1 protein-coding gene and 1 pseudogene are annotated in these 18,104 nt (G+C 75.6%); both read right to left on the reverse strand.

Translation table 11 applies throughout. The annotated features are described in order from the left end of the window. Complete coding sequence (locus tag V5P93_RS22170) at positions 1–9,591, reverse strand: type I polyketide synthase (protein WP_281261659.1); 9,591 nt, start codon at positions 9,589–9,591, stop codon at positions 1–3. After that, positions 9,588–18,101, reverse strand: a pseudogene (locus V5P93_RS22175) (type I polyketide synthase); the annotation flags it as partial. The pseudogene V5P93_RS22175 and the gene V5P93_RS22170, both read right to left, overlap by 4 nt. Between the last annotated feature and the right edge of the window lie 3 nt (positions 18,102–18,104).

Here is an 18,104-nt window from a genome sequence, read left to right on the forward strand (position 1 = left end):
TCAGCGCCCGAACTCGCCGTCGAGCAGGTCGAAGAGGTCGTCGTCACTGGCCTCGGACAGGTCGGCCGGGCCCTCCTCGACGGCCTGACCGGTGACGGCCGCCACCAACCCCCGCAACCGCCGCTCGACGGCGAGGCGGTCGGTGGCGGACAGGTCGGCCAAGGCGGCGCCCACGCGGTCGAGGTCGCCCAGCAGGCCGGAGACGGCGATGCCGTCGAGTAGCCGGAAGAGGTGGTCGGCCAGGGCGGTCGGGGTCGGGTGGTCGAAGACGAGGGTGGCGGGCAGCGCGACGCCGGTGGCGGAGGTGAGGGCGTCACGCAGTTCGACCGCGGTGAGCGAGTCGAAACCGAGGTCCTTCAACGCGCGGGTGGCGGGCACGTCGACGGGACCGCCGAAGCCGAGCACTCGGGCGGCCTCGACCCGCACCAGGTCGAGGACGGCAGCACGGCTGGCGGGTCCGAATCGGACAGTGGGCTCGACCGGGTGGGCTTCGGGGACGGCAAGACCGAGCAGCGAGGCGACCTCGGCGCACACAAGGTCGAGAATGGCGGTACGGGCGGCGGGTGCGAGGCGGGCTACCGGGTCGGCACTCGCGTCACGACCGGCCGGGTGGTCATTGGCGGCTCGCATTGCCTCAACGCGCACCAAGGCGAGAATCGCAGCACGGCTGGAGGACTCGAGGTCGCTGGCGGGTTCGGTCGCGTCAGGGCAGGCGAGGCCGAGGGCTTGGGCGGTCTCGGCGCGAACGAGTTCGAGAATCGCCGCGCGGCCATCAGCCTCAAGCTGGACGACCGGGTCGGCCGGGTCACCGTCGACGACTCGCGCGGCCTCGGTGCGTACCAGGTCAAGGAGCGCGGCGCGGCTGGGGGGGTCGAGTCGGACGGCGGAGTCCGGGCGGGTCTCGGGTAGGGCGTCGAACAGGGTGCTGGGGCGCAGGGCGGTGAAGGGCGGTGCGAACCGGGTCCAGTCGACTTCGGCGAAGGTGGTGGTGGGGGTGCCGGAGCCGACCAGGCGGGCCATGCCTGCGAGGGCCAGGGCGGGGTCCATGAGCGGTAGGCCGCGGCGGGCCAGTTGATCGGCGCGGCCCTCGGCGACGGCGAGGCCCGCCCCGTCCCAAGGGCCCCAGGCGATGGCGGTGGCGGGGAGGCCGAGCGCGGCGCGGCGGGCGGCGAGGCCGTCCAGGTGGGCGTTGGCGGCGGCGTACCCGGCTTGGCCGCCGCTGCCCCAGGTCGCGGCGATGGACGAGAACAGCACGAACGCGTCGAGGTCGCCGGTCAGTTCGTGCAGGTTCTCGGCGCCGCGGACCTTGGCGGTCAGCACGCGGTGGAGTTCGGTGTCGTCCATGGATTCCAGGGGACAGGACTGACCGACGCCCGCGGTGTGGACGACAGCCGTCAGCGGGTGGTCGACGGGGACGGTGGCCAGTGCGGCGGCGAGAGCGTCCCGGTCGGCGACGTCGCAGGCGGCGAAGGTGGCGGTGGCGCCCAGGGCGGCGAGTTCGACGCGCAGCTCGGGAGCCGCGGACTCGCCGGAGCGGCTGAGCAGCAACAGGTGCGCGGCGCCGTTGGCGGCGGCCCAGCGGGCCACGGCGGCGCCGAGACCGCCGGTACCGCCGGTCACCAGCACGGTCCCGGTCGGCTTCCAGTCCACAGTGGAAATATTGGCGCGCACGAGTCGTCGGCCGAGGACCTCGTTGCCGCGCAATGCGATCTGGTCCTCGCCGTAGACGCCGGACACGATGTCCCGGACGGCGGCCAGGACGTCGTCGGTCACCGGGCCGGTCACATCGACCAAGCCGCCCCACGAGCGCGGGTACTCCAGCGCCGCGACCCGTCCGAGGCCCCACAGCGCGGCGGCCGCCGGGTCGACCTCGACGCCGTCCGCGTCGACGGCGTCCCGGGTCAGGCACCACACCGGGCCGGACGCGGCCGACCGCGCCAACGCGGCGAGTTCCGCCACCGAACCGGGAAGCACCAGTACGCCGCCCGACGCCCCAGAACCGTCCCATTCGGACACCAGTTCCGCGTCGGGCAGCACCGAGACCAACCGCGAGGCCAGTTCGTCGGACTCCCCCGCGACCACAAGCCACCGCGCGGGCGGGTCCTGCGCCGGGTGACGGGTGAGCGGTTCCCAGGTGATCTCGTACGCGTGGTCGCCGACCTGGTCGGATACGGGCTGAGCGAACGGCGTGAGCCAGAAGCGTTCCCGCTGGAACGGGTACGTCGGCAGCGGGACCGGGTGCGCGTCGCCGACCACCGCGGTCCAGTCGATCGGGGTGCCGTCGGTGTAGAGGGCGCCGAGCCCGGCGAGCAGGCCCGCGTCCTCCGGTCGCCCGGCGCGTTGCAGGGTGCTCACCCGGGCGGTCTCGCCGCGGTCCTCGGCGGTGCGGTGGACGGCGGAGGCCAGCACCGTGTCCGGCCCGACCTCCACGAACCGCCGGACGCCGCGGGTCAGCAGGTGGCCGATGCCGTCGGCGAAGCGGACCGGTTGCCGCACGTGCGAGACCCAGTACTGCAGCGACCGGATGTGCTCGTCGTCGACCAGCGCCCCGGTCAGGTTCGACACCAGCGGGACGCGCGGGGCGTGGTAGGTGACGCCCGCCGCGACGCGGGCGAAGTCGGCGACCATGGCGTCCATGCGCGGCGAGTGGAAGGCGTGGCTGACCGGCAGCCGCCGGGTTCGCCGACCACCGGAGGCGAGGGCCGCGGCGATGTCGAGGACGGCGTCCTCGTCCCCGGACAGCACGATCGACTCCGGCGCGTTCACCGCCGCGATGCCGACCTGGCCCGTACGACCGCGCAGCAGCGGGAGTACCTCGTCCTCGGCCGCCTCCACGGCGACCATCGCCCCGCCCGCGGGCAGCGCCTGCATGAGCCCGCCGCGCGCGGCGATCAACGCGCACGCGTCCGGCAGCGACCACACGCCCGCCAGGTAGGCGGCGGTCAGCTCGCCGACGGAGTGGCCGATGAGGTAGTCGGCGCGCGCGCCGAAGGACTCGGCGAGCCGCCACAGGGCGACGCCGTGCGCGAAGAGCGCGGCCTGGGTGTGGGCGGTCCGGTCGAGGCGGTCGCCGCCGAAGACGACTTCGCGGAGCGGGTGGTCGAGCAGCAGGTCGAACTGGGCGCACACCTCGTCGAAGGCGTCGGCGAACACGGGGTGGCGGCGGTGCAGGTCACGGCCCATGCCGGGGCGCTGGGCACCTTGACCGACGAAGACGGCGGCGAGCGGCCCCGGGTCGGCCGGGGCGGTACCGGTGACCACCCCGGCGGCGCGGCGACCGTCGGCGACGGCGCGGAGCCCGTCGAGGAGGGAGTCGCGGTCGTCGCCGAGGACCACGGCGCGCACCGGTAGGCCGGTCCGGGCGGTGGCCAGCGCCCGGCCGACGCCCGCCACGGGCGCGGTCGCGGCGGGCGCGGCCAACCGGGCGGCCAACGCGGCGAGCGCCCGGGGATCCCGCGCCGAGAACACCCACGGTGTGTGCGGGGCCTCGGCCGCGCCACGGCCTCGACTCCGCCGGGGCAGGCGGGGTCGCGCGGCGTCGATCGGCTCGGCCTGGCCAGGACGAGGTGACTCGACGCCGCCCGCATCCCCCTCGCCGACGCGGCGAGATCGCTCTGGGCCGGCTTCTGCCCTCGCGGGTTCGCTCGGCTCCTGGGCCGGGCGGACCCGCTCAGTCCGGACATCGGCGCGATCTTGCGCGGGGGTGGAGGCCGGGACGGGAGTCGGGGCGGACGCGGAGGTGGGGATCGGTGCGGAAGCAGAGGCGGGGGTGGCGGCGGAAGCAGGAGCAGAGGCGGGCGTGGAGCTGGAGGCAGGTAGGTGTGTGGGGGTGGCGCCCTGTTCGAGGATGACGTGGGCGTTCGTTCCGCTGATGCCGAAGGCGGACACGGCCGCGCGGCGGGGGCGACCGGTGTCCGGCCAGTCGCGGGGTTCGGTGAGCAGGGCGACGTGGCCCTGGGACCAGTCGACGTGGGTGGTGGGGGTGGGGGTGTGGAGGGTTTTCGGGAGGAGGCCGTGGCGTAGGGACTGGATTGTCTTGATCACGCCTGCGACGCCCGCGGCGGCTTGGGTGTGGCCCAGGTTGGATTTGACCGAGCCGAGCCAGAGGGGGTGGTCGCGGTTCTGGCCGTAGGTGGCGAGCAGGGCCTGGGCCTCGATGGGGTCGCCCAGGCGGGTGCCCGTGCCGTGCGCCTCCACAGAATCCACTTCGGACGGTGTGAGGCCTGCGTCGGCGAGGGCCCGGGTGATGACCCGTTCCTGCGACGGCCCGTTGGGGGCGGTGAGGCCGTTGGAGGCGCCGTCGGAGTTGACGGCGGAGCCGCGGAGGATGGCCAAGACCTCGTGGCCGCGTCGACGGGCGTCGGAAAGGCGTTCCACGACAACGAAACCGACGCCCTCCGACCAGCCGGTGCCGTCGGCGTCGGCGGAGAACGCCTTGCACCGGCCGTCCGGTGCCAGGCCGCCCTGGCGGCCGAACTCGACGAACGCGCCCGGGGTCGCCATCACGGTGACGCCGCCCGCCAGGGCCAGCGAGCACTCGCCGCGCCGCAGGGCTTGGGCGGCCCAGTGCAGGGCGACCAGGGAGGACGAGCACGCGGTGTCCACCGACACCGCCGGACCCTCCAGTCCCAGGACGTAGGCGACACGACCCGAGACAACGCTGGGTGCCGAGCCGGTGAGGCCGTAGCCGCGCGCCGCTTCCTCCGCCGACGCCTCGACGGCGGCCTGGTAGCCGGAGTACGTGACACCGACGAACACCCCGGTGTCGCTGTGCCGCAGGGAAACCGGGTCGATGCCCGCGTTCTCCAGCGCCTCCCAGGTGTTCTCCAGCACGAGCCGCTGCTGCGGGTCCATGGCCAGGGCCTCGCGCGGGGAGATCCCGAAGAACGCCGCGTCGAAGCGGTCGGCGTCGGCGACGAACCCACCCTCGGCCGCCAGCCGCCAGCCCCGGTCGGTGGGCGCCGGGCCGATGCCGTCGACCCCATCGGCGACGAGCGTCCACAGTTCGTCCGGTGTGGACACCCCGCCGGGCAGCCTGCACGCCATGCCGACGATCACGACCGGGTCGTCGTCGACAAGGACCGGTCCGACCTCGGTCGCCGGGAGCACCGCGTCGCCGACCAGGCGCGTACGCAAGTCCACGGCGAGGGCGCGCGGCGTCGGGAAGTCGAACACGACCGACGCGGGCAGGGATACACCCGCGGCGGCGACCAGCCGGTTGCGCAACTCGACCGCGGTCAGCGAGTCGAACCCGAGGTCGCGGAACGGGCGGTCGACGTCGAGGCGCCCGCGGTCGCGGTGCCCGAGGACCAGCGCGCCGTGCTCGGCGACGAGGTCGAGCAGCACCCGGTCGCGCTCCACCTCCGGCAGCGGCCGCAGCACAGCGGCGAGCCCAGCCACGGGGGTGTCGCTCGGGGTCGGTTCGACGTCGCGGGCGGCGGGGATCTCGGCGAACGCCCGGGCCATCCCGGCTGCGGCGAACGCGGGTGCGAGGCGCGACCAGTCGACGTCGGCGACGACCGCGCACGGCTCGCCCCCGGCGGTGATCCGGTCCAGCGCGGCGAAGGCGACCCCGGGGGCGATGCGGGCCAGGCCGCGCCGGTGCAGTTCCTGGACCAGTTCGGCCCCGGCGACCATGCCGCCGCCCTCCCACGGCCCCCACGCGACGGAGGTGGCGGGCAGGCCGAGCCCGGCGCGGTAGCAGGCGAGGCCGTCGAGGAAGGCGTTGCCCGCGGCGTAGGCGGCTTGCGCGCCGGAGCCCCAGACCCCGGCGATGGAGGAGAAGCAGACGAACAGGTCGACCTCACCCGCGAGGTCGTGCAGGTTCCAGCCGCCGATGACCTTGGCGCGGACGACGTCGACGAACTCCTCCCACGCCAGGTCGACCACGAGCCCGTTGGCCACGACCCCGGCCGCGTGCAGGACCCCGCGCAGCGGCGGGCCGGAGGCGCGCAGCGTGGCGACGACCTCCGCCAGCCTGCCGCGGTCGGCGACGTCGCAGACGTGCGTCTCGAGGGTGGCGCCGCGTTCGGCCAGGCGGGCGCGGAGCGGGTCGAGTTCGGCGGTGTCGGCGCCGCGGCCGAGCAGCGCCACGCGGGCCACGCCGTGCCCGGCGAGCCAGTCCGCCGCGCGGCGACCGAGCGCGCCGGTGCCGCCGGTGACCAGGACGGTCGCGCCGGTCAGGTCGGGGCCGGTGCGGGTCTCGCCGGTGTCCCGGTGGGGCACGAGCCTGCGGCCGAACGAGCCGGACGCGCGGACGGCGATCTCCCGTTCCCCGACGGCGCCCCCGGTGATCACGGCCGCTGCCCGCGCCCACGCCCCGTCCGACGGGTCGGTGGGCAGGTCGACGAGACCGCCCCAGGCGGCGCCGCGTTCGAGCCCGATGACCCGACCCAGGCCCCACAGCCCGGCGGCCACCGGGGAGTCGACGGTGTCGCCCGCGCCGACCGCGACACCGGCGCGGGTCAGGCACCACAGCGGCGCGTCGACACCGAGGTCAGCCAGCCCCTGCGTGACCACGACCAGCTCCCACAGCGCGCCGACGGCCGCGTCGCCGTCGTCGTCCCAGCCGGGCAGGCACGCGACGCCGGTCAGCTCGCCGAGCCGGTCGCCCAGCGCGGCGGACACCCGGCCCGCCAGGTCGGCCCGGTCGACGCCCGCGCCGATCCCGATCTCCACGACCTCGGCGCCACCCGCCCGCAGCGCGTCGGCCACCGGGCTGTCCTCCCGCAGCACGGCCCACAGGCCACGCGGGGTCGCGGGTTCGGGGCGCAGCGACACCCAGCGGACGTCGTAGCGGCAGGACCGCACGACCGACGCCTCGTGCACACCGCGCCGCCACGAACCGAGGACGGACACCAGGCCCGGCAAGCCGTCGACGGGCTGGTCGACGTCGGTGCCGAGCAGCTCCGCGACACCCGGGACGTCCTCGCAGGCGACGAGTTCCCACAGCCGGTCGTCGCGTCCGCCGGTCGCGGGCTTGGCGGGGGTGGGCCAGAACCGCTCGCGCTGGAACGGGTACGTGGGCAGCGGCACGCGCCGGGGGTCGAGTCCGTCGAACGCGGCGGTCAGGTCGATCGGCACGCCGGTCGTCCAGAGCGCGCCCGCGCCGGTAAGCACCGCGCGGTCCTCGGTCAGCGCGTCCCGGGCCAGCGGCACGACCGGGACCTCGGTCAGCGCGCCCGCCGCGGGCGCGAGCACGGGTCGGGGACCGATTTCCACGAACGCGTCCACGCCGCGCTCGACCGCGGCCCGCACGCCGTCGGCGAACCGGACGGTGTCGCGGGCGTGCCGGACCCAGTAGTCCGGGTCGGTCAGTTCGGCGCCCACGACCGCGCCGGTGAGGTTGGAGACCACCGGCAGCGTCGGCGCGTGCGCGTCGAGTCCGCGCACGACCCGGGCGAACTCGGCCAGCGCGGGCTCCACCAGCGGCGAGTGGAACGCGTGGCTGACCGCCAGCCGCCTGGTCCGACGCCCGTCGAACCGCGCCGCCAGCGCTTCCACCTCACTGTCCACACCGGACACAACGACCGCGCGCGGCCCGTTCACCGCCGCCAGCGACACCCCGGGGGTGAGCAGCGGCCGCACCTCGTCCTCGGTGGCCTCGACCGCGACCATCGCCCCGCCCGCGGGCAACGCGGCCATCAGCCGGGCGCGCGCGGCTACCACGGCGCAGGCGTCGGGCAGCGACCAGACACCCGCGACGTGCGCGGCGGCGATCTCGCCGACCGAGTGGCCGATCAGCACCTCGGGGCGCAGGCCCCAGGACTCGAGGAGCCGGTAGAGGGCGACCTCGTAGGCGAACAGCGCGGGCTGCGCGCGACCGGTGTCGTCGAGGGCGTCGCCGGTCTCCATGGCGTGCCGCACGGACGGGTCGAAGTGCGCGCGGATCTCATCGAAGTGCCGTGCGAACACCGGGAACCGCTCGGCCAGGCGGGTTCCCATGCCGGGCCGTTGCGCGCCTTGGCCGGAGAACAGCACGCCGACGCGCCCCTCCCCCGCCGCGCGCCCACGCACCGCGGGCGCGGCCAGGCCGTCGCGCAGTTCGTCGAGGTCCGCGCCGACGACCACGGCCCGGTCGGGCAACGCGGCGCGGGTGGTAGCCAGCGACCAGCCGATGTCCGCGACCCCGCCGGACACGCCCGCGAGCGCTTCGGCCTGCGCTGTCAACGCTTCCGGGCCACGCGCCGACAGCACCCACGGGACCACGGCGCCGGGGTCGGTGTCGGCGACCGACTCGGGCTCGGCGGGTTGTTCGAGGATGACGTGCGCGTTGGTACCGCTGATGCCGAACGACGACACCCCGGCCCTGCGCGGCCGGTCGGCGGGCCACGGCCGCGCGGTGGCGGCGAGGTCGATCGACCCGGCGGACCAGTCGACCCGGGAGGTGGGCTCGGTGACGTGCAGGGTGGCGGGCACCGAACCGTGCCGCATGGCCAGCACGACCTTGATCACCCCGGCCACCCCGGCGGCGGCCTGGGTGTGGCCGATGTTGGACTTCACCGAACCGAGCAGCAGGGGCCGGGTGCGGTGGCGGCCGTAGGTGGCGAGCAGGGCCTGGGCCTCGATGGGGTCGCCCAGCACGGTCCCGGTGCCGTGCGCCTCCACGACGTCGACCTCGTCGGCGGAGAGCCCGGCGTCGGCCAGGGCCCGGGTGATGACGCGCTGCTGCGACGGCCCGTTCGGCGCGGTCAGCCCGTTCGACGCGCCATCGGAGTTCACCGCCGAGCCCCGCACGACCGCCAGCACGTCGTGCCCGTGCCTGCGCGCGTCCGACAGCCGTTCCACGACGAGCACGCCGATGCCCTCGCCCCAGGCGGTGCCGTCGGCGTCGTCGGAGAACGCCTTGCACCGGCCGTCGGCGGCCAACCCGCCCTGCCGGGCGAACTCGGCGAACACGGCCGGGGTGGACATCACGGTCACCCCGCCGACCAGGGCCAACGAGCAGTCACCCGCGCGCAGGGACCGCACGGCCCAGTGCAGCGCGACCAGCGACGACGAGCACGCGGTGTCCACCGACACGGCCGGGCCCTCCAAGCCGAGCGCGTAGGCGACGCGGCCGGACAGCACGGAGGCGATGTTGCCGGTGGCGGCGTGGCCGCTGACCTCGGCGCCCTCGACGGCCGTCGACAGCAGGTCCGGGTAGTCCTGCCCGTTGGTGCCCGCGAACACGCCGGTGGCGGTGCCGCGCAGCGACTCCGGGTCGATCCCGGCGCGTTCCAGCGCCTCCCAGGAGCACTCCAGCAGCAGCCGCTGCTGCGGGTCCATGGCCAGCGCCTCGCGCGGGGAGATGCCGAAGAAGTCGGCGTCGAAGTGGCCGACGCCGTCGAGGAAGCCCCCGACGGGGACGTGGTCGGCGGGTTCCCAGCCGCGGTCGGCGGGGAAGCCGGTCATGGCGTCGACGCCGTCGGCGAGCAGCGCCCAGAACTCCTCGGGGGTCCGGGCCCCGCCGGGGAACCGGCAGGCCAGGCCGACGATGGCGATCGGCTCGTGGTTCGCGGCCAGTTCGCCGCGGGCGCGGTGCAGGTCGGCGGTGACCTTCTTCAGGTAGCCGAGCAGCTTGTCGTCACTGGCGTTCTGGTCACCGGTCACGACAGCCCCAGTTCTCGGTCGATGAAGTCGAACACCTCGTCGCGACCGGCGTCGGCCAGCGCGGCGGGGGCGTCGGTGGACGTGGCCAGCAGGCGCCGCAGCCTGGCGAGCAGCCCGGCGCGGTCGGCCTCCGGTAGCGCGGCGAGGCCGGCGGTGAGGTCGTCCACGGCCCGCCCCAGGAGTTCGGCCGGGTCCGGGGGCGCGCCGACGAGGTCGCCGCGCAGCGCCTCGGCGAGCGCGGTCGGGGTCGGGTGGTCGAACACCAGCGTCGTGGGCAGGGCCAGGCCGGTGGCGGTTGCGAGGCTGTTGCGGAACTCGACGGCGGTGAGCGAGTCGAACCCGAGGTCGGCGAACGGGGTGCGGTCGCCGACGCGGGTGCTCTCGCGGTGGCCGAGGACGGCGGCGGCGTGGTCGCGGACCAGCGCGCGCAGCACCCGTCCCTGTTCGGTCTCGGACAGCGCCACCAGCCCGGCCAGCGGTTGCTCCACTGTGGACGGTTGGGGTTCGGTCCGGTCGAGGTGGGCGATCGCGATGTGCGCGTCGCCCGCGTCGACGGCGGTGCGCAGGGCTTCCAGCGCGGCGGCGGGGTCGAGCGGGGTGAGTCCGCCGCGCCGCATCCGGTCGGCGACGGCGGGGTCGGCGGCCATGCCGTCCCCGCCCCAGGGTCCCCACGCGATGGCGGTGACGGGGCGCCCCTCCGCGCGGCGGGTGTGGGCGTAGGCGTCGAGGAAGGCGTTGGCGGCGGCGTAGTTGGCCTGGCCGGGCGAGCCGACGGTGGCGGCGAGGGAGGAGAACAGCACGAACGCGGTCAGGTCGAGGTGCGCGGTGGCGGCGTCGAGGGCGAGCGCGCCCTGCTTCTTGACGGCGAGCACGGCGCGCAGGCGCTCGGGGGTGAGGGAGCCGATCGTGGCGTCGTCGAGGACACCCGCGGCGTGGATGATGGCGGTGACGTCGTCGGTGACGATGCCCGCGACCGCGTCGGCGTCGGTGACGTCGCAGGCGACCGGGACGATGACGGGCCCGAGGTCGGCGAGGGTGTCGGCGGCGCGGCCGGTGCGGCTGAGCAGCAGCACGCGGTCGGCGCCCTGCTCGGCGGCCCAGCGGGCGACGTGCGTGCCGAGGGCGCCGGAGCCGCCGGTGACCAGGACGGTGCCGGACGGTTTCCAGCCGGGCCCCGGCGTCGGCGCGGGGTCGGGGGTGAACCGGCGGGCGAGGACCTCGGTGCCGCGCACGGCCAATCGGGTGTCGTCGTAGGCGCCGCCGAGGACGGCCCGGAGGGTGGCGGGGTCGGGTTGGGCGGGCAGGTCGAGGAGACCGCCCCAGCGGTCGGGGTGTTCGAGGGCGGCGACGAGTCCGAGCCCCCAGATCTCGTGCCGGGCGGGGTCGGCGATGGCGCCGACGGGGACGGCCTCGGTGGTGGCCAGCCAGAGCGGGGCGGTGATCCCGGCGTCGCCGAGCGCCTGCACGACGGCCAGTGCCTCGTCGGTGGTAGCAGGCAAGGCGAGGACACCCGTGTGGCCATCGGCGCGCAGGCGGGCCGCGAGTTCGGCGCGGTCGGCGCTCGGTTCCACCGTGGTCGCGTCCAGTGCCCGGGCGGCCGGGTGCGCGGCGGGGGCGATGACGAGCCAGGAGCCGTGGCCGGTGGTGGGTCGGGGGGTGACCGGGACCCAGTCGACGCGGTGGCGCAGGTGGTCGTCGGCGGACGGGACGAGGTCGGGCCAGAACCGCTCGTGGTGGAAGGCGTAGGTCGGCAGGTCGACGGGTCGGGCGTCCGGGAACACCGTGGCCCAGTCCGGGCGGAAACCGCCGACGTGCAGGGCGGCGGCGGCGCGGACCAGCGTCTCGGCCTCGTGCTCGCGGCCCAGGCCGGGGATCGCGGCGCGGTGTCCGCCGGTGATCTCACCGGCGAGGGCGGCGAGGGTGTTGCCGGGGCCGACCTCGAGCAGGCCGGTGACGCCGTCGTCGAGCAGGCGGCGGACCCCGTCGGCGAAGTGGACGGTGGCGCGGACCTGGCGGACCCAGTAGTCGGGGGTCGCGATCTCGGCTCCGGCGCGGTCCCCGGTGGCGGTCGAGACCATCGGCAGGGACGGTGGCGCGTAGTTGACTTTCGCGGCCACCTCGGCGAATTCGGCGCACATCGGTTCCATCAGGGACGAGTGAAACGCATGCGACACCCGCAAACGCCTAGTCTTGTGGCCCGTCCCGGCGAACACCGCCGCGGCCTGGTCGATCGCCTCGAAGGTCCCACTGACCACGGTGGCCCGCGGCCCGTTGACGGCGGCGACGTCGACCGACTCCCCCAGCGCCCCCACGACGTCGTCGCGGCTCGCGGCGACGGCGAGCATCGCGCCCGCAGGCAGGGCCTGCATCAGCCGCCCGCGCGCCTCGACGAGGGCGCACGCGTCGGCGAGGTCGAACACCCCGGCCAGGTGCGCGGCGGCGAACTCGCCGATGGAGTGCCCGAGCACGATGTCCGGCCGCACCCCCCACGACTCCCACAGCCGCGCCAGCGCCACCTCCAGCGCGAAGAGCGCGGGCTGCGCGGCGCCGGTGCGGTCGAGGTCGTCGCCGATCGGCTCGCGGAAGTGCGCGAGGACCTCGTCGTGGACGGCGGCGAACACGGGATGCCGCCGGTACAGCTCGGTTCCCATGCCCGCGCGCTGCGAACCCTGACCGCTGAACAACATCGCCAACCGGCCACCGGGCGTCGCCGTGCCGCGCAGCACCCCGGGCGCGGGCCGTCCCTCGACGAGTGCGTCGAGCCCGGCGCGCAGGTCGGCGAGGTCGGTGCCGAGCACGGCCGCCCGCTCACCGAGCCCGGCGCGCGTGGTGGCGAGCGCGACGGCGAGGTCGCCGAGGTCGGTCGAGGAGGTGAGGTGGTCGCGGAGTCGCGCCGCCTGCCTGGTGAGTCCGGCCGAACCGCGCGCCGAGAGCAGCCAAGCGCGGGGCGCGTCGGTCGCCGGGGTCTCGGGTTCGGCGCTGTTCGGGGCTTGTTCGAGGATGACGTGGGCATTGGTGCCGCTGACGCCGAACGACGAGACGCCGGTTCGGCGGGGGTGGTCGGTGTCCGGCCACGGCTCGGTCGCGGTCGGGAGGCGGACCGTGCCCGGGGACCAGTCGACGTGCGGGGTCGGGGTGTCGGCGTGGAGGGTCGCGGGGATGAGGCCGTGGCGCATGGACAGCACGGCCTTGATCACCCCGGCCACGCCCGCCGCCGCCTGCGTGTGGCCGATGTTCGACTTGACCGACCCCAACCAGAGCGGCGCGCCGGACCGGTCGCGGCCGTAGGTGGCGAGGATGGCCTGGGCCTCGATGGGGTCGCCGAGCGCGGTGCCGGTGCCGTGCGCCTCGACCACGTCCACCTCGTCGGCCCGCACTCCCGCCGCCGCCAGCGCCCGCGTGATCACGCGTTGCTGGGCGGGGCCGTTGGGGGCGGTGAGGCCGTTGGACGCGCCGTCGGAGTTGATCGCGGAGCCTCGGACGACCGCCAGCACGCGGTGGCCGTTGCGTTGCGCGTCGGAGAGCCGTTCCAGGACGAGCACGCCGGAACCCTCGCCCCAGGCGGTCCCGTCGGCGCCCGCGCCGAAGGCCTTGCAGCGGCCGTCGGCGGCCAGTCCGCCTTGGCGGCCGAACTCGGTGAACGCGCCCGGCGTGGACATCACGGTGACGCCGCCGGCCAGCGCCAGCTCGCACTCCCCCGTCCGCAGGGCCTGGCCCGCCGCGTGCAGGGCGACCAGCGCGGACGAGCACGCGGTGTCGACAGTGACCGCCGGTCCCTCCAACCCCAGCACGTACGACACGCGCCCGGCCAGCACCGCCGCCGCGTTGCCGATGCCCGCGTGCCCCTCGACGTCGGCGGCGGCGTGGGCCAGCAGCGCGCCGTAGTCCTGGCCGTTGGTGCCGATGTAGACACCGGTGGCGGTGCCGCGCAGCGACAGCGGGTCGAGGCGGGCGTGCTCGACAGCCTCCCACGCGGTTTCCAGCAGCAGCCGCTGCTGCGGGTCCATCGCCAGCGCCTCGCGCGGGGAGATGCCGAAGAACTCGGCGTCGAACCCGGTGGCGCCGGGCAGGAATCCGCCGCGTGCGCTCGCGGTGACCGCGCGCGGCCAGCCACGGTCGCCGGGTGGTGGGGTGATCGCGTCGCGGCCGTCGACGAGCAGGTCCCACAGCTGCTCCGGGGAGCGGACCCCGCCGGGGAAGCGGCAGCCGATACCGACGATCGCGATGGGTTCGTCGACGGCCGCCCGGGGCGCCGACGCGGTCGGGGCGTCGAGGCCGCCGTGCAGGGCGCGGGCCAGGGCGAGCGGGGTGGGGTGGTCGAAGACGAGGGTGTTGGGCAGGGCGAGGCCGGTGGCGGCGGCCAGGCGGTTGCGCAGGTCGAGCGCGGTGAGGGAGTCGAAGCCGAGGTCGCCGAAGGCGCGGTCGGGGGCGATGTCGTCGGGTCCGGTGTGGCCGAGCGCGGCGGCGGTGTGGGTGCGGACGAGGTGCAGCAGCCGGTGTTCGCGGTCGGCCTCGGGAACCGCGCGCAGGTCGTCCGGTTCCGTCTTCCGGGCGGGGACGAGGTCGGTGAGCAGCGGCGAACCGGCTCCCGCGAAACGCGTCCAGTCGATCTCGGCGATGGCGAGTGCGGCGGCGCGACCGCTCATCGCCTGACCGAGGGCGGTGAGGGCCTGGTCGGTGCGCAGGGGCGGGAGCCCGGTGCGGCGGAGGCGGGCGCTGGTGGTGTCGTCGGCCGCCATCCCGGCCTGGGCCCAGGGTCCCCAGGCGACGGACAGGGCGGGTTGTCCTTGTGCGGCGCGGTGTTCGGCGAGGGCGTCGAGGTAGGCGTTGGCGGCGGCGTAGTTGGCCTGGCCCGCCGAGCCGAGGGTGCCCGCGAGGGAGGAGAACAGGACGAACGCGGACAGGTCACCGGTCAGCTCGTGGAGGTTGGTGGCGGCGACGAGTTTGGGCCGCAGGACGGTGGCGAGGCGTTCGGGGGTGAGGCTGTCGAGGGTGCCGTCGTCGAGGACCCCGGCGGTGTGGAAGACGGCGCGGACGGGGTGGCGGTCGAGGAGGTCGGCGAGTGCGTCGCGGTCGGCGGCGTCGCAGGCCGCGACGGTGACGGTGGCGCCCGCGGCTTCCAGATCGGCGACCAGGTCTTGAGCGCCGGGCGCGTCGGGGCCGCGTCGGCTGAGCAGGACGAGTTCACGCGCGCCGTCGGCGACGAGCCCGCGGGCGACGAGCGCGCCCAGTCCACCGGTGCCGCCGGTGATCAGGACGGGCCCGTCGGGGCGCCACCGGTCACGCGGGGTGTCCTGGTTGCGGCGGAGTCGGCGGGTGAACACGCCGGAGGGTCGGAGGGCGAACTCGCCGCCCCGCTGCCCGACGACCTCCGTCAGGGCACGCGGGTCCGGGTTCTCCGGCAGGTCGATCAGCCCGCCCCACAGCGCGGGGTGCTCGGCGGCGAGGGAGCGGCCGAGGCCGTGGACGGTGGCCTGGATCGGGTTCCGGGGGCCGTCGCCGGGGGTGACCGCGACCGCGCCGGAGGTGGCGAACCACAGCGGGACCGGGGTCGCGCGCAGCGCGGCGATGAGGTCGAGGGTGGCGGTGAGGCCCGCCGGGACGCCGTCGACGATCCGCTCGTCGAGGGCCAGCAGGGACAGCACGCCGTTGACGCCGGAGAGGTCCCGGTGCGCCACCTCGTGCACGGTGACGACGGTGGCCGCGAGGGCATTCGCGACCTTCGTGGACAGTTCGCCGGGCTCGTGGGCGACGACCAGCCAGGTGCCCGGTGTGGCGGACAGGCCGGTGGCGGGCACCCAGGTGGCGCGGTAGGTGAGGGTGTCGTCGGCGGTTGTGGCGGACTCCAGCCAGAAGCGGCGTTCCTGGAAGGCGTAGGTCGGCAGGGCGACCGGTCGGCCGCCGGTGAGGGCGGTCCAGTCGACGCGGCGGCCGTGGGCGTGCAGGCCTGCCAGGGCGGTGACCAGGGTGCGGGGCTCGGGGCGTCCGGCGCGCGCGACACCGCCGACGAAGAGGGGCTTGTCGTTGCCTCCCAAGGATTCCGCGGCCAAGGCGGTCAGTGCACTGTCGGGCCCGACTTCCAGGAACCTCGTGACACCAGCGTCGCGGAGGACTCGGACGCCGTCGTGGAAGCGGACCGCCTGGCGGGCGTGCCGGGCCCAGTAGGCCGGATCGGTCACCTCGCCCGGTTTCACGAGCGCGCCGGTCACGTTCGAGACGAGCGGCATGGTCGGTTCGGAGAGGGTGATGCCCGCCGCGACGCGGGTCAGCTCGTCCAGGACGCGGTCGACGCGCGGCGAGTGGAAGGCGTGGTTGACGCGGAGCCGCTTGGTTTCCCAGCCGCGCCCGGCCACGATCGCGGCCACGGCCTCGGCGGCGCCGGAGATCACGACCGCCGACGGACCGTTGACGGCCGCGATCGACACCTCCGGGGTCAGCAGCGGTGCCACCTCGTCCTCGCTCGCGCGCACCGCGACCATCGCGCCACCCTCGGCGCAGGCCGACATCAGCCGGGCCCGGGCCGTGACGAGCGTGACGGCGTCCGGTAGCGACAGCACCCCGGCGACGTGCGCGGCCGTCAGCTCGCCGAGCGAGTGCCCCAGCACCAGGTCCGGTGTCACACCGAGACTCGCCAGCAGCCGCACCAGCGCGGTCTCCACGGCGAACAGCGCGGGCTGCGTCCACGCCGTGTCGGCCAGCGCGTCCGCGTCCTCGAAGATCACCTCGCGCAGTGGCCGCCCGAGGTCGAACAGCCCGCACACCTCGTCGAACGCTGCCGCGAACACCGGGAACGCCGCGTGCAGCTCGCGTCCCATGCCGACGCGCTGGGCGCCTTGGCCGGAGAACAGGAACGCGGTCTTGCCCTTGCCCGCGGTCCGCCCACGCACCACCGACCCGGATTCCTCCCCGGCGGCCAGCGCGGTGAGCGCGCTCGTCAGCGCGGCCACGTCGTCCCCGACCACCACGGCCCGGTGCGCGAACGCCGTCCGGGTGGCGGCCAGCGAGTGCGCGACATCGGCGGGGTCGGACGAGCCGAGGTGGGCCAGGAGTTTCGCGGCCTGCGCCGCCAACGCCTGCTCGCTCTTGCCCGACAGCACCAACGGCAGGGGTGCTCCCGGGCGCGGGGTGCGCTCCGCCGGGACCTCGGCGGGGGCCTGCTCGATGATGACGTGCGCGTTGGTGCCGCTGATCCCGAACGACGACACCGCCGCCCGCCGCGCGTCACCCGACCACGGCCGGGCCTCGGTGAGCAGCCGCACCGCGCCCACCGACCAGTCGACGTGCCGGGTCGGCTCGTCGATGTGCAGGCTGCGGGGCAGCAGTTCGTGGCGCAGCGCCAGGATGACCTTCATCAGCCCGGCCACGCCCGCCGCGGCCTGGGTGTGCCCGAGGTTGGACTTCACCGACCCCAACCACAGCGGCTCGGCGCGGTCGCGCCCGTAGGCGGCCAGCAAAGCCTGCGCCTCGATCGGGTCGCCCAGCACGGTCCCCGTGCCGTGCGCCTCGACCGCGTCCACATCGGACGGTTCCAGACCGGCGTCGGCCAGTGCCTTGGCGATCACGGCTCGCTGCGCGGGCCCGTTGGGCGCGGTGAGCCCGTTGGAGGCCCCGTCGGAGTTGACCGCCGAGCCCCGCAGCACGGCGAGCACGGGGTGCCCGAGCCGCTGCGCGTCGGAGAGCCGTTCCAGCAGGAGCAACCCGGCGCCCTCGGACCAGCCGGTGCCGTCGGCCGCCGCCGCGAACGGCTTGCAGCGGCCGTCGGCGGCGAGTCCGCGCTGGCGGCTGAACTCCAGGAACATGCCCGGTGTCGGCATGACCGTGACCCCGCCCGCCAAGGCCAGCGAGCACTCGGACCGGCGCAACGCGCGCATGGCCAGGTGCGCGCCGACCAGCGACGACGAACACGCCGTGTCGACGGTGACGGCGGGCCCGCGCAGGCCCAGCGCGTACGCGATCCGCCCGGACACCACCGAGGTCGACGTCCCGGTCAGCAAGTGCCCCTCGACGCCCTCCGGCAGCCGGGACACCGCGCCGTGGCCGGTCGCGGCGGCCCCGACGAAGACCCCCACCTCCTGCCCGGCGAGGCCGGTCGGGTCCAGGCGGGCCCGCTCGACCGCCTCCCACGCCAGGTGCAGCAGCAGCCGCTGCTGCGGGTCGGTGGCCAGGGCCTCGCGGGGGCTCATGCCGAAGAAGTCGGCGTCGAAGTGGCCCGCGTCGTGCAGGAACCCGCCCTCGCGCGCGGAGATCGAGCCCTCGCGGTCGGCGTCGGGGTCGTAGAGGTCGGGCCAGCCCCGGTCGGTGGGGAAACCGCCGATGGCGTCGCGTTCGTCGACCAGCAGCGCCCACAGGTCCTCCGGCGTGCGGACGCCGCCGGGGAAGCGGCAGGCCATGCCGATCACCGCGATCGGCTCGCGGTCGGCCGCCTCCAGCTCGCGCAGCCGCGCGCGGGCCTGCCGCAGGTCGGTGGTGGCGCGCTTGAGGTAGTCCAGGTACTTGCTCTCGTCCGGCACGGC

Source organism: Actinokineospora auranticolor (genome assembly GCF_041897805.1).
Lineage (GTDB): Bacteria > Actinomycetota > Actinomycetes > Mycobacteriales > Pseudonocardiaceae > Actinokineospora > Actinokineospora auranticolor.